The following is a 21,529-nucleotide window of genomic DNA, read 5'->3' on the forward strand; positions in this document are numbered from 1 at the left end:
ATTAGTTGTTGGGGGAATTCACTTGGCGAAACATAATGAAATAAAGTTAAGTCATAAGCTTCAACAAGCTTCCGTGAAAGTCGGGTCTGCGCGAACTGCAGCGGCTAAATGGGTCATGCACCACGCCAGCCTAGAAGCTTGTTTCCATGGGGCGTATTTCAGCGGCTCGACGGTGGGGCTGCCCGATGACGCTGAGTTGTCGGCAGCCTCCGATATCGATGTCGTGATCGTTACCACACATGCTGAGCCCCCACTCAAGCTTGGGAAGTTCATCTATGACGGCATCCTTGTAGAGGCCACGTATTTGTCTTGGAACGAACTCGCCTCGGTCGATGAGGTTCTGACGTCCTATCACCTTGCAGGCAGTTTCCGCGTGGATTCGATCATTGCTGACCCCACCGGACATCTGCGCAGACTGCAAACACAGGTATCTCGCCACTTTGCTGAGCGGGTGTGGGTACGTCGCCGATGTGAGAACGCTCGACAGAAGATCGAGAACGCGCTGCAGGCCATAGATACTTCTGCACCGTTGCACGACCTGGTGACCGCGTGGTTATTCCCGACCGGCGTAACAACGCACGTCCTCCTTGTGGCCGCACTTCGCAACCCTACTGTGCGGCTCCGCTACCTCGCCGCACGCGACGTGCTTACGGAATACGGCCACGCTGACCTCTACCCAGATCTGCTGAAACTGCTAGGCTGCGCTCATCTGACCCCCAAGCGCATCGAACATCATCTCGCCAAACTCGCACTAGTATACGACGCCGCTGCGACCGCGGCCAAAACACCTTTCTTCTTCAGCACCGACATCACCGCCACAACACGACCCATTGCAATCGACGGAAGCCGTGAACTCATCCGGGCCGGCTACCACCGTGAAGCGGTCTTCTGGATCGTCGCAACCTTTGCGCGCTGCCACAAGATTTTGGCCGCAGACGCCCCAGCGGACCTACAACGTTTATTCGCTCCAGACTTTGAGGCTATCATCGCCGACCTAGGCATCACCTCCACCGACTCCTTCATCCGCCGTGCAGAGGGCGTCATACAGTTCCTACCGAAGCTCTGGGAGACCACCGAGTCAATCCTATTCGCCAACTCAGGCATCGTGTCTGAGTAGCTCATTTCAAATAAAACGAATCCACCCCTTTTTGAGACCTACAAACGACTCATGGCGGACAGACGAAACCTACGTCAAAGTCAAAGGTCAATGGAAGTATTTATATCGGGCAGTTGATTCTAGGGATGGGTTTCAAGTCTATTAATACTGCAGAACACACAATTGCGGGAATCGAAGCTCTGCATATGATAAGGAAAGGGTAGGTTGAATGCAATCATTCGTCTGCCCTCTCTAAAGTTGAATTCATCAATAAATTGTTTGGTTTGGCAGCATAATCAAACCAGAAAATTTGCGGATATCTTTATCCGTTTTTAATTGTTGCACCAAAACCGTCAAAAGAGCGCCTATTGCCTTTGATGGCAATAAGCGCTCTTTTGAAATACTTGTAAGCCTAGCACAAGCCGGTCTTCACTTACTGACCGTTACACGTATCGTATCGCTTAAGGTTACTCCTGAAGCATTTACAAGCTCGGCGCGGTACTCATATGTGCCTATGCTTCTGTCAGCTATAGCTTTCATCGCAGACTGGGCGTTTGGCGATTGATCCGTCAGTGCTTGCGTATCAATAAGCACGCCGTTCTCAAACAAACGATATTGGGTACCATTAGTACCCCACCACAAGTCCATTTTTACGTTGAAGCTACCGGAACCTTCCCATTTATTCGTTATGTGGTACGCGAACTGTGCTTATCGATGTTGATTGATTACCTGCTTGGTCGATTATCGTATACGTAATCGTGTATATTCGCCCCGTCTCATTACCTAATCTTTCCGCCCGTAATTGAAATGAAGTAGCAGGTGTGCCTATATTAGCCTCAATGTCACCCTGACCACTATCCGGTTCATTACATGTAATGGAGGTTAACACAACAGAAGCAACGCCTGATACGGCATCACTCGCGTACACCGCAGCTTGAACCGTCACCATTTCATGATTCGGCGGCCATATGGACGTTTTATCTAACTGAACAGTTAGTAATGGTGCAGTTTGGTCAATCTTAAACTCAATTGTTTTGACCTGTTCTACATTGCCTGCTTGATCTATGCTGCGATAACCGACCTTATAAGTCCCTTCAACAAAGGCAGGAATGGAACCGGTATAGGTTATCCAATCCCCGTTATTTACTTGATATTCTGTTTTTGCCACACCGGATAATTGGTCATACACGGCTATGCTTACCGTTACATCCGATGTATACCATCCGTTGCTGCCGTTTGGAATACCCGGACTTACTGAGGCGCTGCTTATAGGAGCTATCTTATCCCCCTTAAAATAAGCCCAATCCGTCTGGATTCCCTCCAGCAGGGCAGGTTGGCTGGAGCTTTCCATTAAACTCCCAGCTTGGGCTCCAATGGAAATCTGGGTTCCCTTCATTATGCTTCCTGTAAATCCATACAATTGACTTTTTTTCATAATCCCTTCCGTCAATACTCTTCCCGACTTCCCTGGTATAATCCGCTCTAGCGTGATGCCTACAAAGCTTTCAGGAGCATCAGCAGCGCTCATGAGCCGCAACGTGGTATGGTCGGTATCAAAACGTACAGCGGCAAATCGAGGAATGCCAACTTGGGTATTATTTTGTAAAGTTAATTGCTTATCCGATACCTGCGGATAATATTCACTACCTGTAACATTATATTCCACGGCTCTGCCTGAAACGCCCAAAGCTTCATTCATTTTGCCCAATACATAGGAGTTGGGCTGATTCGTATAATTTTCATTAAAAATGATCGTTTTGGTTGTTCCATCTTCAAAGATCACTTGAAGTGTTTTATTAAGGATGGTACGGTCCCCAAGCCTTCTTCCCAACGTATTATTGACGTCAATGTTGGAACTCAAGCCCACCTTGATACCCGATATATCCCAGTATCCGTATAGATAGCCATCCAGGCCACCGCCTCCGTCCCGGGTTTCATACGTCCCCAGAATATCCGGCACGGCATCTCCGCTAACCCTTACAGAGGATTGGCTGCCTGTGGAGCTGCTGAACAAGGCCAGCGCCCTTCCCCTATGGCCATCCTCGTAACCGATCGGTGTGCTGTTCGTAAAGGTAACGTTATAATCCGCATGGTTCGCATATTGGTTCTCCGGTTTTTGCGTAATCCAAGGCGAATCATTCTGAACCATATAAGTCCCTATAATTTCAGTGTTATTGAAGATGACCTCATCGTTCGTTCCACTGCCCAAGGATTGGATAAGAATAGGCTGCAAGGTCTCCGTGGAAACGATTTGACTGTTGTTGATCACATTGATTTGGGGTTTGGTGAAATCCTCGCGATTATGCACATACCAACCGACAGATTTCGAAACAAAAGAACTGCCATAAAAAGTCTCCCTTACACCGCTCGCGGAACCATAACCCCAAGTGCTTGCGATCCCTCCCCGCTTCCCGCCCCATACCTTAGTCGGGTCCAAATCTGCCGGTGGAGTAACACCAGGATGAGCCGCCACCCAGCTATTGCGATAATTAATAGCTTCGAGATTACCATAATGCTCAATATGGGAATTTTTCACGATATGAACCGCATCCTTATTATTGCCGCTGTCCTCACTGTGAACCGGATACCTCATATTTCTGGCGGTAATCGTGAGGTTCTCCAGATTGGCCGTGCCCTTCAGCCACAGGGTTGATTGGTCGGTGATCTCAAGGTTAGTGGCTGATGGACTATTCTCTCCTTTTAGGATGACCGTTTCCCGGTCAGTTCCCCTAAGGGTCGTATAAGGCTTAACCACCCAGTTTTTCTCCGTATATACACCTGGATAGATCAGTATGATATATTGCTTTTCGGGATTGCTATCCTGAATGCTATCGTTAGCCAGCTTAGGAGAGATGAAATCGCCGGTTCCATCAGTCTTTACTGTCAAGGTAACGGTTTCCACATACCCTTCTGTGACTGTAACCGCAGATGAAGCCGTTTTGCCGCCATCCACTGTCGTAACCGTGATAGTAGCCGTTCCCTCTTTTTTTCCATAGACGGCTCCATTCACATCCACAATAGCTACCAGCGGGTTGTCTGAGCTCCATGTGACTGCCCTTTCTACCGCATTTTGAGGCTCTATGGTGGCCATCAACCGCCTTACCTTGCCTACACCGATCTCCATAGTTGTATTGTTCAGGCTGACGCCAGATACACGAGCTGGGATGGGGTCATTGGAATAGGTCACAGGCCGGATTTCTACGTCATCCAGATAATAGGCATCGGCTAACGCAGGAGAATCCGTATACAAATACATCGTCAAATTGGAAACAACACCAACTTCATTCAACTTAAAATAGCCCTGTACCTGCTTCCAATTGGTAGCATCCATCGCAGGTCCTATTACCATAACCACCTGCTTGGCAACACCATCTAATTGGTACTGTAAACATATACGTAGCTTCTCTCCAAGAGTTGAGCCTGGCGCCAGCTTCCCCCATGCGGAATAGTAGTATTCCTTCCCGTTTTCCACGCCGGGAAAATAGATTTTTGCATACGGATATTCTTTGGTGATTTTGACCGACTGATGACCGGAATGATATTCTGATGTGCTTAATTCCGTACTGATCCTTGATCCGGTATAAGGCAGTATGCTCATTTCCATCCCTGGATCAACTAACATATTATCACCCAGAATTTTGGGCAGAGAGCTGAAAATATACAAAGTTTCTTCCTGTGCTTTCCACACCGAATGAAAGCTGAACAATGCGTCTAACGCATCGTTTGAAACCAGCAAATCACTTCCCGTCCATACAGGCACATGCTCCAGGTTTACGGGCGTATTTCCTTTATAGGCTGTGCTTTGTCCGTATACGACCCGAATGACACTGTTATCCTTTACAGCGAGGAGAGAGCCTTCATGATCCCATTCATAAGGTATGTTCATTTTCTTAAGAATCTCGACCAGAGGCACCCTAACGCTGCCATCGACGATTTCCAAAGGTGTTAAAGTTGTTGCCGGCTTTCCTTCAAGCATCATCTTTATGCCCTCTATGGGAACCGCCACTAGGCCAATCCGGTCAATACTGAAATCACCTGTGGTTGTAATCGGGTCAACACGGATCGCCTTTATAGTTCCCGTCCAGTTCCCAAGGCTCCACATCGGTACATAGTAGTCCGAATAGTTGCTGTCATAATTATTGACGTAAAAGTCGACGGCCATGGCTTCTTTCCAGACTTGATCCTTTTCGGTGATAAAATAAACCTTGCCTGCCATATCAGCAGTACTGTTTTTCATACGGATATGCAGATAGGGATTCTCTTCCGCAGAAATCCCCAGAGAACCTGGTGAAAGTATGCCGGGATCATTACCCGTTGATGTACCCGAATAATAACCTCCCGCAATGCTTACAGGGTTGACCTGTTTAGCTATCGTCCAGCCCTCGCTGTCTCCAGCCGTATTGAAATCCCATAATTTGCTGTACTGGATACTGCCATTATTAGTTAGAGGCGGAGGTTCGACCGCTTTGTAAGGGAGGACGGTTCTGCCTTCCGGGTATAAGACCCGGACTCTATCCTTTTGCTCGGGTGTAGGCACAACATTCGTGTGCGTACCTCCCGCTGTAAATACTTCCCGGATTGCATCCAGATATCCAAATCCGTTTAACCCGGCTGGCAGAATAAAGTGGCCCTCCCCGTATTCATTCCAATTATCGAGCAATATGATTTTGCGGCCCGGGCTTTCTTCCGCTAAAGAGGGTATAAAGCTGTCTTTTACCCATTGTGCCGTTGATTGAAATTCCTGGGGTGTTGCATAATAACCCTGCGCTCCGCCCCAAGCGGTATCATCCCTGCCCATGCTGAGAACGGGGATCACATCCATTATCCCTACATCCCTTTGCTGCTCCAGCTTAGACTTCTGGAGGGCTTCTCTCCCGGCAAGCGCGCCCCAGGAGTAGGCAAACACAGCATCCATACCCGCATTCTGCATCTCGCTCATCATGGCAGAATCCGCACCTGAACTGGATATCAGAATAATCACATCATCAAAGCCAGCGTCTATGCAGGCTTGCCTTAAATAGTCCATTTCCAGCTTAAGTGACTCTGCCGTGCCGCCCAGACTATTTTTCAAAGGGGTATAGCCATATATACCAATAACCGGCTTGTTGTCGACGACCAGATATCTCGGGTCTTTGAAATAATATTCCATCCAGTAGGGCACCAGGTTATTCCTGAAATCGTCGCTTCCGCTTACCTTGGAGGCAGCAGCCTCCCACATGATCATAAAATCAGTCTGGTTACTATATTTACCATTAAAGTAGCCATCATGAAGCGCCGCTCCCAGACGTGGGTCCTTAATCGGCTTTCCTTCCGATCCCGTTGGCCTGTACCAGCAATACATCTGGAAGTCGACTCCATGCTCTACCATCCACTTCGTTTCCCAGTCCGCTACTTCCGGGTTTCCTTCGTCATAAAAGCCAAGCACCGGGACTCTTTCTGGGAAAGGCTGGATCCGTTCCCATCCCAAATGCTGCCCTTCTCTCCACAAGGAGCATGCCTGGGCACCAACTAAGGCATCCCCTTCCTTGGCCACCGGCACAGGGGCAGGTACATAATCCGCAGGCTCCTCAGCCTCTTGGTACAAAAGAATATCATCCAAGGACATACTTCCGTGATTGGAGGCGGCAATGGCAAAGCTGACAAGATCAACACTGCTCGCCAGTACATCCAATTGTTCTACCTTCAGCTTGCCGTTCAAATAAAGATCTGCTTTATTTGTAACCGTATTCATTTTAAGTTTTACATGGTACCAGAGGTTGGGTATATACTCATAAAAATCTATATATTGGCCAGCGCCGTTTTTATAGGAGAATTTGCCGTCTTGTGTCAGCCATTGGAAGGCTGTTGATTCTCCACCTTTTAGTTCCATGGAGAAGCCATCCAATTGCGTTGGCATCAAAACCTTATACTCCATAACCAGGCGCCCTTCTTGGGAAGGAACAGATCGCCCTATATGCATAGCTCCATTCGCGTTGGCTGCATCCATTTTTAAGCTAAACACATCCGGAGCTTTTGAATTATTCATTTTTTCAACGGCAATCGCACCACCATTAGGCTGTGTGCTCCAGTCCTGTGGCAGCGGTCCTTCCACGGTAGAAAGAAACCTTTCATTAATGACATAGCCTTTATGAATCTTGACCGGTGAAAAATACATTTCACCCGTAGTCACATCGCCTGTAATCACAAGAAAGTTGTCAATCGACTCTACACGATGGGTAAAGCCTTTTTCCGTTGCCTTTAACAGGCCGTTGACATAAACCTGCACGTTGTTGGCTTCGAGGTCAGCAATCACTTTAACCCCATATTCCACATCGGCGGTAAGCGTCTGGAGGTCATACCAGGTCTCCCCTGTTGCCAGACTCAGCTTGCCATTCTTTACCTCAAGGCTAACCCCTTCCACTTCTCCACTGCGAAGCTGCCACTTCACTCCATTTATTATAGCAGGCATTCTAAATCTGTATTCCAAAGTGAGCTTGCCAGAATGCTGCGGACGGATTTTTTTAGTCATGGATACGGGAAGTACATTACTGGTATCAATTATTTTAAACCAGCTATTATAGCCGTAGGAAATCGCCCCTCCCGCTTTTCTTGTATCCCATCCACTAGCCACGGCATCATTGGGATTATAGGCAGTAGTCATGACAGAAAAATCCTCATCCAATAGGTACTCCGCTTTGGGCGAAGCTACCATTTCTGCATGGGCGGTGGAAGCTCCCCATTGATTTACCATCCAAATAGACAAGATACATAGAGCCACAAGAATCCCTGACAAGCTGATCTTCTTTCCCAGACAAATCTCCCCTTTCATTATTGAAATCCGCTTTATGCTTTATCATCGCCAACTTCCCAGACCTGCCGAATATAACAGGTGGAATTGAATTCAACCCACCCATACGCGGCGCGAAAGCGAATAAATTGTTGAATTTTACTATATTTTGGTTAATCAACTGCCGTGTAAGCCTACTTTACATACTGTTTGTATATTTCTGCTGTTGTGTAAATTTTATCTTTATTCTTGGCGTACCAGTCTTTGTACCATGCCTCGATTTTGTCGCCGTTGCCTTTGCTCCAGGCTGTTTTAGCATCGTTTATCGCCTGATCCACGGAATAAGAAGCACCGCTTACAATTGCTTTGTTGAAAATATCGCTGATCGATTGCGTTAATGTAGCCGAAAAAGCCGATAAATCTTGTGGAAGGGCCGGATTATAACCCGAAGCCGTGAATCCGTTGAAAGGACGCTCTGGATTTAAATAAGCAGGCTTCGCTTGCTGCAGCAGTAGATCCATAAATTCCTTCTGCAGCGGAACTTTCGCATCGAATACTTTTTCCGGTTGCGCGCATTTGGCAAGTAAACCTATCCCTATGTTGGCCTGCATTCGTAAATCTCCGTTATAGTCCAACTCAGCTTTTGATTTGGCCGGATCAATCTGCTTCGGACAACCATCCTCTCCCATCTTCCAATGTTCATTTTCGATACCATATGTCAAAGACAATTGCGTCGAATCCTTGGTAAGAAAGTCCATATAGTCCATAACAGCCTGAGGATTCTTGGCTTTCGCATTCACCGCCGCTACCAACTGAATCGGTTCCCAGCCCCAGCTGTATGAACCGTATAATGTCGTTGGAAATGGAATAAATTTAATTTTGGCATTTGGATTATTTTTACGTAACGTTTCGAAATTTTTGTATCCCGCACCATTGACTCCGGCGATATTATTAATACCGTAAATACCAAGCTTGCCGTTGACAAAGTCCTGAAGCGCCTTTTCCCCTTTATCTGTCAAGAAGTCTTTATCTACCGTTCCTGCATCGAACAGCTGCTTCTTCAATTGCAGAGCAGCTTTGGAATTATCCCACTGCCGAACAAGCTCTCCATTATTTAGGAGCATGCCGTCTGGGATTTCACCACTATTGTACATACGATCGATTACTCCCCCGCCGATGAAGCTTAGATGGTAACCGAATGTATCTTTCTTCCCGTTGCCGTCCGGATCCCGTTCAGTAAACGCCTTGGCAACAGCCAATAGCTCTTCAGGGGTTGTCGGAGACTTCAAACCCAGATTTTCCAACCAATCCTCCCGAATCACCAGTCCCACATTCAGCGTAGGACCAACCACACGGCCAAAATAATGCATCTTGCCATCTTCATTCATAGCCAATTTCTTGACGCCTGGATTCTGCTCAAGAAATTTTTTGTATTCCACACTTTTGCTGACCAAATCATCTATTGGCATAAACTGCTTTTGCGCAAGAAACTGATTTCTAATTTTTGCATCAAATTCAAAGATTAAATCAGGAGCCGATCCCGAGGCAAACAAAGTATTCAGCTTCGGCAGCGACTCCCAGCGCGGAATCGGGACAAACTCTACATTGGCCGGTCCGTTGGCATTGATCCATTTGCTCCAGCGGTTGTTGTCTATGGTGCCTTCGGCAGCTGGTACATTCCCCCGGTCATAGACGGAAACCGATATTTTCGACTTCGGCTTCATTGTCGCCGGTTTAGTCGCGTCTGGAGAAGCTGTATCACTTACTGTGTTATCCTTACTATTGGAGCAACCGTTCATAATCAATAAAACCAATGCCGATGCCAAAACGATCCTTATTTTTGTACGATATCCTGCTTTTATCCCATTCATATTTAACCCTCCTGATTATATTTCGCTCATTTCTCCGAGCATTGATACCCTTGCCCATTCATACTCCTACTTCATTATACGCTAACAGATTGACATCACCTCCTTAGCAATCCATAACAGCCTCTATCCCTTAACTGCACCAACTAAGGCACCTTTTACAAAATATTTCTGCAAGAATGGATACACGATCATTAGGGGTAGCAGCAGAATCACAACTGCTCCTGCTTTGATCGCTTCTGGTGTCATAGAAACCGAGTCTTCCGCTTGAAATGTATTGATTTGCTGAAGCAGCTGCTGACTTGCCACCATATTATTCACAAGTACAGTAAGGTTGTATTTCTTAGCATCATTGATGTACAGGAGCACTGTTAGAAACTGGTTCCAATACCCTACAGAATAGAACAAAGTCAACGTGGCAAGGACTGGTAAGGAGAGCGGGAGAAAAATTTGCAGCAGCAGTCTGTATTCTCCGCATCCGTCCATTCGTGCGGCATCTTCTAGTTCAGATGGAATATTGAGGAAGAATGTTCGCATAATCATCATATTGAATGCGCTGACCAAGGTCGGCAGCCAGATCGCAGCGTAAGAGTTAATCAACCCCAATTCTTTGATGACCAGAAAGCTTGGGATCAATCCACCGCCGAACAACATCGTGAACACAATCGCCAATGTAAAGAAACGTCTGCCATAGAATGTATTTCTAGACAATGGATAGGCAGCCAATATTGTAAATAACATACTCAGGGCAACACCAACCACTGTTATGATGATACTATTTTTCAATGCGTGAATAATTCTTGTTCCTTCGATAAGCTGCCTATAGGCTTCGATGTTCCAACCGATCGGCCAAATCGACACCTTTCCCGAGATAATGGCAGAACTATCACTCAATGAGACTGCCAAAATATTGATTAAGGGCAACAATGCACTAATCCCGAATAAAGCCAAAAAAACGTAATTAACGGCGAAAAAAATGCGTTCTCCCTTGCTGGTTTTCACTCTGAAGTCCCTCCTACCATAAGCTCTGGTTATAACGTTTCGCGATTTGATTGGCAGTCAGCACCAGAATTAATCCGATACATGATTCAAATAAGCCCAGTGCAGTTGTCAGACTGAATTGTGAATTCTGTACACCAATCCGATATATGTAAGTGCTAATGACGTCCGATAGAGTCGCGACAGGCGTTCGCAATACATACACTTGATCAAATCCAACCTCCATTACACGCCCCAAGGAAATAATCAGAATAAGAATCATGGTCGAAGCCAGTCCTGGAATCGTAATATGCCAAATTTGCTTCCATTTATTAGCACCGTCCAGGTTGGCCGCTTCATATAAGCTGGTATCGATGCTTGTTATTGCTGCCAGATAGATGATCGCTGAAAACCCGGTTTCTTTCCATAACGCCGATCCGATAAATATCGACCACCAGGAGAAATTGTGATAAAGAAACGCATAGGTCTCTCCGGTTATCCGTTCAATTACATGATTAACAATGCCTGTTTCCTGATTAAATATCGTGAAAACAAACCCGCTGATAATGACCCATGAAAAAAAATGAGGTAAATAAATCAACGTTTGAATCGAGCGTTTGAACCACATCCTGCGTACTTCGTTTAAGAGAATAGCCAATATAACTGGCAATGGAAAGCCAAATAAAATGCCCGTTAAACTTAACACAAAGGTGTTCTTCACAATTCGAACCGTATCGGGATTCGAGAAAATATAATGAAAGTGCTTAAGTCCTACCCATGGGCTGTCGAGAAAACCTTGATACAGGTTGTAATCCTTGAAAGCAATAATCAGTCCTAGCATAGGTATATATTTGAAAATAACAAAAAACAATAACACAGGGGTAAACATGATAAACAGTGGGAAATTTTCCTTCAATCGCTTTTTATTGATGGTTACCATTTAATGCCTACCCTTCCTTTCTTCAATCGCTTTTTATTGATGGTTACCATTTGATGCTTACCCTCCATTCTTCTGTGGTGTCTGTTATAAACCTAAGTGTAGGGATATTCATATTACGCCTGCAATAGACAAGAATCTGTTGTTAAACAATTTTCTGTATAAGCTGTGATATGCGATTTGCCTTCACTATAATTGCCGCGTGAGGATACTTGCTCAATAATAGACACGATTCAGTAACAGTCATAATTCCGTCCAGTTGGCGAAACAATTCTTTTATCTGGTTGGGTATACAATTTTGACCACAAAAAAAAGCCTCTAACATATGAAAGATTCATACGCGAAGGCTTTATGAACATAGCAGCGAAAGAATCTCACTTTACTGATTCACTGCGGAATACAACAGGGGTTTTCCCGGTAAGTCTCTTGAATACCCTGTTAAAAGAGACACTATGCTGATAACCGACCTTGCCGGCAATATCCTGTACAGACATGGAAGTATCACTCAGCAGTTGTTTGGCATGCTCCATCCTCACGAAGGCCAAGTAATCAACAAAGTTTTCCCCGAATTCTTCTTTAAATAGTTGACTTACATATTTCGAATTAATTTGGAATTTATCACTTAAGTGATTTAAGGAAAGATCCGGATCAAAGTAGTTGGCTTCAATATAGCTCCTTACCTCGGCAAGCAGGCTCCTATTGTTCCTGCCTTCACGTATACGCTCCAGATGTTCTGATGTTTCAGTCAGAATCAGACTCGCCTTACCACGGAATTCCCGTAAAGTATCAAACCGCTGCAATAATTCATTGATAGGCTGCAGCCCTTTATTTCGCCATATTTCGCCATAGTCCTCCGAAAGCTCCATGAGCTCCCGATTCATTTGATAAATCAGATAATTTAGTATACTCTCTACATCTTCTCCGGATAGCAGTGTTCTCTCCAATTCATCAAAGAATGCCTCAAGCTCCTCCCCCCATGATGGATTGCCCAAGCGGAATTGCTGTGACAGCTTCCGTACAGGCTGGAGATGACGGAACATATCCCCTTTCGGAGACATTTCGATATCGTTGTAAGCAATGATTCGATTGCTGCCCAAACCTGATTTATAGCCAAGCGCTTGCTTTGCGTCGTCGTATGAACGATAAATCAATGCGGGTTCCTTAATTAAACTGCCTACACCAATCGTAACGGTAAACGTCAGGTTGCTCTGCACCCATTCACGCACTTCCTCCAGCATACTTGCAAGCCGCTCGGAATTCTCCCCCTGCTCATCCTGATACTGATAAAGCACCCCTACGATATGATGATCCATCCACTCATGCCAAACGGTCACACCGTTATTTTGTGCCACTTCCGCAATCACACTGCACAGAATAAATTTTAACAAGTATTGATCCTTCTGGTTGTAGCTCATCTTAAAATCAGTAAACTTATCCATTTCAAATAACACGACTTCAAAACCACTATACTTCATAGGACGGTCAAACTTGATCATTTCGTCCGTCCATTGCTCAGGTGTGATCTCTCGCAAACCTTCCAAAGCCTCTTGAAAAAATACTTTCTTGCGGAATACGATATTCTCTTCATGCCTTTGTTGAAATTTATTCGATTCCTCTATTAAATTCTCTACCGCATTCTCAATAAAACGGAGCTGATTTCCTCCTGAATGCGTAGCCAATTTCTGGCTAATCTTGAAGGAGAGCGACTGAATTTGATTAATCATAAGCTCGACCGGACGATAATTGCGACGGGTGATATAAACAATCCAGATGACTCCAAGTGCAACTATACTCAAACCAATAGTAAGCCATATATAAGAAAAATTAGAAATAAAATAATACACCTTACTCGCCTCGACACCGCTGCGGAGATGCCAATTGGTAATCGGTGAGTGAATATCGGATAAATACATTTCTGTTGGCTTCTGCTTGGCTCGCTCTAACTCGGAACCATTTCTTGACAGAATTACATTGCCCTCACCATCCACAAGCTCCGCGTAGCTGATCCCCGAATCAAATAAATCCTGGAGTATCTTCTGTAAAGCCGTTATTTTGACATTGGTGACAATCTTGCCTTCTTCCCCGGAAAATAAAATCACGCTACGAACAAGTGTTATTACAGATATCGGCTCCGTCTGCGAGGAGAACTCCACATATTGTCTACTTCCGCTCCATGATTGAAGCGACACATCTCCGGTCAGTTGGGCTTGCAGAAATTCCTTATCCCCAAATGCGCTGAGCGGAATAAAACGGTTCTTGCTTAAAATGGCTTGATCCGAGTAACGGTAAAGATAAATCGAATCGATAATGGTATGTTTTAAGACTAGATTATTCAATTCAAGTGAAGCTTCATAGGTTTGGAATAAAGGGTTACTTTCTTGCTGTGGTGTAAAAAAATCACGAATACTGCTGTGGTTTGTTATAATTTCATTGATAATACTTTGATCAATAGCCGAAAGTGATTGATCAATAAGCTTCATTACTTGTGTGGAATAAATTCGATTAGCTTCCTCGGCTTCCTTCTTTAAAACCTCACTCACTCCCAGAAAAAGAAATAAAATGAGCAAAGTAACAACAATCAAAAAAACCGGTACATAAGAAATAAATATCCGTGAAAACCAATGATTCCTAATAGGTTCACCTCATTTTTTAAAACAACCTTATTCTAGGTTAATTATAGCGACAGGATATTAGTTCAACAATAGACATGTTTCTGTGATAGACATAATTCCGTTCAGTTAGAATCACGGTTCCGATGGGATCATGCAAGGACACATCCTTACGCGTTTTCTTCAATGAACGCAGATGCATAAGGATCTCATTCTCGATACAGCGAGCCGCAAACGTCGCCATTTGATCTCCATTCAGCTGCTCATCAAATTGCTTTTTCAATTCCAGGACCCATCTAGCAACCCTTGATAAATCGGTAGATGCCCTGGTTAGCTGAGATCGGGAAATCGATCGGTTTGTTTTCTTGGCTTACTCTAAATTTAAATAAAATTATTCTTTGATTAACTCTTTTAGATAACTCTCTGCTGTCGCTTTATTATATCACCAATTTACAAATTCAGGATATTAAATTACCCTAGTACTATAGTACTTCGGCAGCAAAGTAAACATACAAAAGCCGCTCGTGTGAACGATCTATTTCACATGAGCGGCGATATACTTTTATTTTTGCAACAAATTGCGAATGACTTGGGCTGCTTCTGCTCGTGTTGTCATTCCGTCAGGAATAAATTGACCCGATGCGCGTCCTTGGATTAAACCAAGTTTCGCCGCCGCTCTGACAAATTCCAGTGCCCAAGGAGCTACTGTAGATTCGTCATTAAATGAAGAGCTTGTATTCCCTACTGGTTTCGTTCCATTGATGCTTGTATAAGCGCGCATCATCATTGCTACCATCTCTTGACGTGTGATGCGGGCGTTCGGTTCGAAAATCGTGTCGCTCTTTCCTGCGACAATCCCCGATTTTACAGCCAAAGCAACCGAATCTGCATACCATGCATTGGAAGCAACATCTGAAAACTTTTGCTCACCCTTCGTTTTGAGGTTAAGGGATCTGACAAGCATCGCTACGAATTCAGCACGAGTAACGGACCGTTCAGGCTCGAAATTCATTTCGCTAATCCCCTCAACAATATGCTGGGACGTTAATATTTGAATCGTGTCCGCAGCCCAATGAGTTGATAGAACGTCGGTAAACGTTCTTTTGAGTTCGAGGATTGCATATTTACTGAAGTGATATACCTCTGCAACCATTTCCCCATTACTATTTTTTCCACCGATAAATTCAAGCTTTCCGTCATCGGCAATATAGTAGATTGCGGATAATGACTGGTTCATAGAAGGATCGGATTTCAAATGAATCGTAATGGCTTTGTCAAACTTCGACAATTCAAAAATTTCCCCTTCCTTTGTAACAATATGCAAACTAAGTTCGTACACTTCACCCGATATTCTAATCTGTACTTGGCTGGAAGCCGAACCTTTTGCCATAATTTCGCGCTCTTCTGATTTGGATAGCGCCTCTTTCTTCACTACAATTTTACTTTCCTTCAATTCATCAGCAGATACCTTATTTGCCAACTGCTGAATTAAATCAGACGGTATATTTAATGTAACTTTGCCCATCTCAAGCTTAAGCTGATTTTGAGCAAGCAGTTCCACTGTGTTAGAAGGAAGCTCAATTTCCTTGGCATCACCGCTAACGGTGACTGTGGCGACCCCATTCCCGATATGTCCCGTGATATCGCTCGCTTTTACGACTTGCACTCCAGGTTTTTCGCTTATTGGGTTGACTTCTTTTTTAGGTGTGTTGTCATTTGGAACCTTGCTTGGGCCATCATCAGGGTTACTACTATTCACTGTTACCGTACAAATTGCTGTAAAGCCGCCATCTGCTGTTTTCACGGTAATCGTGGCCGTTCCTGCACCTATTGGTGTCACAACGCCATTGCTGTCCACTTTTGCAACTGCTGTATTGCTCGAACTCCATATTACCGTTTGGTTTGTCGCATTCGTAGGGTTAACGGTTGCTACTAGACCATACACGGAACCCGAGACACTCATCGTCAGTTGATCAACATTTAGCTTAACTCCTGTTACAGCAATATTCGTTGCAAGCACATTCACTTCGCTTATTGCCGTAAAGCCGCCTTCCGCTGTCGTCACGGTAATTATGGCTCTTCCTGAACCCACAGGCGTCACTACGCCATGGCTGTCCACTATCGCTACCGCTGTATCGCTCGAACGCCATGTTACCGTTTTGTTCGTCGCATCAGTAGGATTAACAGTTGCTACTAGACCATACACGGAACCCGAGACACTCAAAGTCAGTTCATTGACATTCAGCTTAACGCCGGTTACTGCAACATTCAATGTATTCACAGTCACTTCGCATGTTGCCTTAAAGCCACCTTCCGCTGTCGTTACGGTAATCATGGCCGTTCCTGCTCCTACAGGCGTCACTACACCATGGCTGTCCACTGTCGCTACCGCTGGATTACTCGAATTCCATGTTACTGCCTTATTCGTAGCATTGTCCGGGTTAACGGTTGCAACTAGAGCGTACACGGAACCTGTGACACTCATTGTCACTTTATTCTGATCGAGCGTAACGCCAGTGACATTAACATCCTTCGCTACATTTACAAATATCGGATTCGAATACATCCATAAATCTTTATAATTCCGCGCACTCTTAGATTCATATGAATTATCTGCAAGAGCAACGTCAAAGAGTGGATTTCCGTATTCATCTGTTTCATTCTCCACGCTCGGAGCAAGATTAGTCGCCCGCAGCCTGAAATATTGGTTTTTAGTTACATTACCAAGATCATAGGTCATAACGTTCCATCCGTCTTCGACCTTCCAGTCATTACTATTGAAGGTGTGGATTACTTTTGTTGTATCATTGGTGTCTTTATTATAATCTGCTGTTCCAGATTCAACCTTACCGGTCACTTCTCCGGCGATAAGATCAATATGATGGACGTTTACAACATCTCCATTATTATTCTTTTCAGGGCTTTTGAAGCGGATTGTGATTGTAGCATTGTCCCCTTGTTTAACCTGAAGCTCTTCACCCATTTCTTTCGTGTTATCCCCATTTGTTATATGAAAGTCGAGCGCGTTCATTAGATCTCCAAATACGGAAAACGATTTACCTGAGCGCATGCCATCCACGACGGCTTTCATATCGGTACCCTTTACCCATGTATAGTTCTTTAAGTATTCTCCTGGCCAGTAATCAGGAGCATGAAAATCAGAGTTTCCGAAAACCCAAAATTTCCTACCCTCTCCTAACAAAGCATCCCAAAATCCGCCAACCTGTGCAAGCTTATAATCTACACCGCCATATGATCTAGCTTGAGGATCCGCTGTAGAACTATAACCACCTCTGCCGCCCTCCATCTGGTTACCCAACATGCCTTCAAATCCAAAGCTTATATTCGGCGCCGCATTGTTAAAATCGCGGAAATCTGATATGGAATACTTCAGCTTCCTTGAGGGGTGATTGATCAGAAAATAACTTGTATCCGCATAATTTTCCTTAAGCCATTCGATCCCTTTTAATGCATCCTCATGTGTTTTATTTACCTTAGGCAGACCTGCATTAGTCCATTTCTCAATGTCTTGCAGGGTAAACATGTGTTCGAATTTGCTTACGGCTTCTGTATCATCTGTAATAATTCCCACCGATGCATGCTCGTGTGATGGGACATCCCACTCGAATCCCGGAAACATGATTTTATCTTTATACTGTGTACTTAATTTATTTAATTTAGGTATGGCGTAATCGTTGATTGACTGGGAACGTGGAATTTGTTTTCCTATTTCATTAGCCTCATCATCTCGATGAGATAGTCTCATATGATCAGCAGTTGCAACCCAATCAAGGTTATACTTATCAAACGCATTATGTATTAAATCTGTGAGCGAATTATTTGCATCATCCGATAATGACGAATGGTTGTGGAACTCACCTACCATCCATCTAGGTACATCCTTCGCAACACTTACAAAGATCGGGTTCGAATACATCCATAAATCTTTATAGTTCCGCGCACTTTTTGCAGCAGGTGTATCTTCTGTAAGAGCAATATCAAATAGCGGATTTCCATCTTTATCTGTTTCATTCTCCACGTTCAGAGCAAGATTCGTCGCCCGCAGTCGGAAATATTGATTTGCATTTACCTGACCAAGATCATAGGTCATTACGTTCCATCCGTCTTCGACCTTCCAGTCTTTGCTCGTGAAAGTATGAATCACTTTTGTTGTATCATTCGTATCTTTATTTTCGTAGTCCGCTGTCCCCGGTACAAGCTTGCCGGTGACACCGCCCGCTATAAGGTCAATATGATCAACCTTTACAGGATCTCCATTGTTGTTCTTGTCAGGACTTTTGAAACGAATGGTGAGCTTAGGGCTATCCCCATTTTTCACAAGAAGTTCTCCACCTATTTCTTCCTTACTAGCACCGTTTGTAATATTAAAGTCGAGCTCGTTTATCAAGTCTCCAAACACAGAAAATGATTTTCCTGAACGCATGCCATTCACGATGTCCTTCATATCGCGACCTTTTACCCATGTGTGGTTCTTAGCGTATTCGCCAGGCCAGTATCCACTACCATTAGGAAAATGGAAATCAGAATTCCCAAAAACCCAGAATTTCCTGCCTTCTCCTAACATAGCATCCCAAAATCCGCCAACCTTCGCTAGCTTGTAGTCTACGCCGCCATAGGATCTACCTTGAACATCTCCATTATGATCATAACCACCTCGGGTGCCCTCCATCTGGTTCCCCAACATGCCTTCAAACCCAAAACTAACTTCTGGAGCCGCATTGTTAAAATCGCGGAAATCCTTTATGGTATATTTCAGCTTTCTTGAAGGATGATTAACGAGAAAATAACTGGTGTCAGGATAGTTATTTTTAAGCCATTTGATGCCGTTTATTGCATCCTCGTGCGTTTGGTTTGTTTTGGCCAACTCTTTATATTTCTCAACGACCTGATCACCAAACATTTGTTCAAATTTGGCTGCAGCATCTTTGTCTTCTGTTACAATTCCCACAGATCCGTGCTCGTGGTTGGGAATATCCCATTCAAATCCTGGGAACATGATCTTATCCTTATACAACTCTTTCGATTGGTTCATCTTTGGAATTGCATAATCAGTGATGGACTGTGAACGCGGGATCGTTTTCCCTAACTCTTTCCCCTCATCATCTCGATGAGATGATCTCATGTGATCGGCGGTTGCAAGCCAATCCAGATCGTAGATATCAAAAGCATTTTCCAATACACTTGCGAGACTTTCCTGTGCATCATCCGATAAGTAAGTGTGCGCATGAAATTCTCCGCTTACCCATCTTGCACCATCTGCTGGATTGCCGCTTTGAGCAACCTTGTTGCCGAAAACCTCCAGTTCTGCGAGCCCCACGTTACTCCCTGTACCACCATTAATTTCAAACTTTAGGGAGGTTATCGTTTTCGCGGGAAAGGTAAACGTCGTTGGCTTGCCTCCTGAATCGATATTAGACACTTCCATAGTACTGCCGTCGCTGAACGTAATTAAGCCGCCATTCGCATTATCATTTATGTTGGGTCTATCATACACATTAATTTTAGTGATCTTAACCGCTTCCGGCCATTCTAATTTTATCCATGGTTTCGTTTCGCCTTTGGAGGCCCATTCATATTGATCCATTACAATGGGCTTGCCATCTTTCACGTTTTTAACTGGATAATCCGAGTTGTATTCAGAAGATGCGGTCACGATTGCTTTCTTAGCCACATTCACTTTCCTTGGAGTAGAATAGTCTAATACAGTAACCGTAAATTGTTTTGTATCCTTTTTACCATCCTTTGTAATGGTGGCTGTCAACGTAACTACTGCATTCCCTAAGCCGGCCGCAGGGCGATGTACGGTACCGTTCGTTACAATAACTGCAGGGTTGCTAGATTCCCAGCTGATCGTAGTCCCATTTGCTCCTGTAACTGGAAGTACCAGATTTCCTGTTACTTCGTTCATCTCTATATTACCAAGATTAAGCAAGCTTTTATCTTTCGATACCGGATATTGTGCGATTGATTCTTCAACTATATCCTGTACAGTCTGGTTCACAACGGGATGATCCGCCCTAAAACCAAATGGGAAAACCACACTATCCGTATCTATCGCTCTTTGATTATAATCAAATGAAAGCTTATTATCCGCCGACAAAGTAATCTTCATGTGTACGAAGTCTTCGCCACGCGCTCTGCCGATAATCAACGGCATACCGTTAACTTCCGTCTTAAGATCTCTGTGAGCATGAGCAGCCAGTACAGCATCTACACCTACCAGCGCCTTTGTAATTTCAAAAATCGGGCCTGTCGTATTATCATCGTGCTCTTCATGAATATTCGCCACAACAATTCGGGCCCCTTGAGCTCTCGCTGCAACTGCCGCTTTGTTTACTTCCTCAGCAATATCCTTGAAAACATAAGCATCAACCGTCCCAGGCAGGGCATATTGTGTATCTCGCGTCACAGCGCCAATAACCGCAATTTTGACACCGTCTTTTTCAAATATTTTATAGGCATCAAGCACTCGTTGATCGTTATTTTTATAAAAGAGATTAGCCGCAAGTAAAGGGAACTTGTTGCTGCTGTACACATCTTTGGTGACCGAATCAAGTCCCCAGTCAAACTCATGATTGCCCACCGTCGATGCTTCCATGCCCATGGCATTGAAAACCTTCATGACAGTCAATCCATGTATCAAATCGTAGAGATTCTTATCCTGATAATTATCTCCGCCTCCAAGAACTAGCGTGCGATCCGGGTTCTGACTTCTTATTTCTTCAATATTACGAGCCAATACCGCTGCAACAGGCTGATTCTCTCCGTTAACCAACGTTCCATGAAAATCTGGAATCTGAACAATGTCAAAAACCTTGTCATCCGCGGCTGCAAAAGCAGTGGGGAGAGGAATGCTCTGACTGAGTAATACAATAACTAGTGAAACAATAGTAAATAACTTGCTAGCTTTTTTAATAAACAATGTTTCGACAACTCCTATTGGTATATAAATTTGTGCCCGTTGCAACAGAGTTATTGTATCAAATAGTATATAAAGCCGTTGTTAAGATATTGTTAATCATCCATTTATTGGACCTAGATTGACTAAACAAGTAAAACAAAAAAAATAGTCGGGCAGGAGATATTTCTGCGCGACTATCTTTTAACAACATATCATAATGAAAAAACGCCGAGGAACCCTTAGAAGACCACCATGAATTTGCAAACCATTTAATTAATGATTTACTACTTGTGAGTGCCAGAGAACAGAAATTAGCTGAACAACAGTCCCAAGATAAACAAGACCCTCTCACT

Annotated in this window: 9 protein-coding genes and 1 pseudogene; 2 read left to right on the forward strand and 8 right to left on the reverse strand. The window is 44.3% G+C overall.

The window, feature by feature from the left end:
* Positions 1-22: 22 nt before the first annotated feature.
* Together GC098_RS37645 and GC098_RS39690 are read left to right on the forward strand one after the other, a co-directional pair.
* Positions 23-1,117, forward strand: a complete 1,095-nt coding sequence (locus GC098_RS37645; protein ID WP_312880598.1) for a hypothetical protein — start codon at positions 23-25, stop codon at positions 1,115-1,117.
* 34 nt (positions 1,118-1,151) lie between these two features.
* A pseudogene (locus tag GC098_RS39690) lies at positions 1,152-1,241 on the forward strand (DDE-type integrase/transposase/recombinase); the annotation flags it as partial.
* A 284-nt stretch (positions 1,242-1,525) separates the two neighbouring features.
* On the opposite strand, the gene GC098_RS37655 reads toward GC098_RS39690, so the two are convergent.
* From GC098_RS37655 to GC098_RS37690, 8 genes are all read right to left on the reverse strand, one after another.
* Complete coding sequence (locus GC098_RS37655; RefSeq protein ID WP_312880600.1) at positions 1,526-1,786, reverse strand: chitinase N-terminal domain-containing protein; 261 nt, start codon at positions 1,784-1,786, stop codon at positions 1,526-1,528.
* Positions 1,776-7,826 (reverse strand): OmpL47-type beta-barrel domain-containing protein, encoded by a 6,051-nt coding sequence (locus tag GC098_RS37660; protein WP_171649440.1) that lies wholly within the window; start codon positions 7,824-7,826, stop codon positions 1,776-1,778. The genes GC098_RS37655 and GC098_RS37660 overlap by 11 nt, the downstream gene beginning before the upstream one ends.
* 230 nt (positions 7,827-8,056) lie before the next feature.
* A complete protein-coding gene (locus GC098_RS37665; RefSeq protein ID WP_171649441.1) occupies positions 8,057-9,733 on the reverse strand; it encodes an extracellular solute-binding protein in 1,677 nt (558 codons plus the stop codon).
* A 123-nt stretch (positions 9,734-9,856) separates the two neighbouring features.
* Positions 9,857-10,732 (reverse strand): carbohydrate ABC transporter permease, encoded by an 876-nt coding sequence (locus GC098_RS37670; RefSeq protein WP_171649442.1) that lies wholly within the window; start codon positions 10,730-10,732, stop codon positions 9,857-9,859.
* A gap of 13 nt (positions 10,733-10,745) precedes the next feature.
* Entirely contained in the window at positions 10,746-11,597 is an 852-nt protein-coding gene (locus GC098_RS37675; RefSeq protein WP_246359193.1) for an ABC transporter permease, read from the reverse strand.
* A 422-nt stretch (positions 11,598-12,019) separates the two neighbouring features.
* Positions 12,020-14,125 (reverse strand): helix-turn-helix domain-containing protein, encoded by a 2,106-nt coding sequence (locus tag GC098_RS37680; RefSeq protein WP_171649444.1) that lies wholly within the window; start codon positions 14,123-14,125, stop codon positions 12,020-12,022.
* Positions 14,126-14,315: 190 nt separating this feature from the next.
* Positions 14,316-14,537 (reverse strand): hypothetical protein, encoded by a 222-nt coding sequence (locus GC098_RS37685; protein WP_171649357.1) that lies wholly within the window; start codon positions 14,535-14,537, stop codon positions 14,316-14,318.
* A gap of 279 nt (positions 14,538-14,816) precedes the next feature.
* A complete protein-coding gene (locus GC098_RS37690; RefSeq protein ID WP_171649445.1) occupies positions 14,817-21,197 on the reverse strand; it encodes an S-layer homology domain-containing protein in 6,381 nt (2,126 codons plus the stop codon).
* Positions 21,198-21,529 lie beyond the last annotated feature (332 nt).

Origin of the sequence: Paenibacillus phytorum, assembly GCF_013141715.1 — a bacterium.
Taxonomy (GTDB): domain Bacteria; phylum Bacillota; class Bacilli; order Paenibacillales; family NBRC-103111; genus Paenibacillus_E; species Paenibacillus_E phytorum.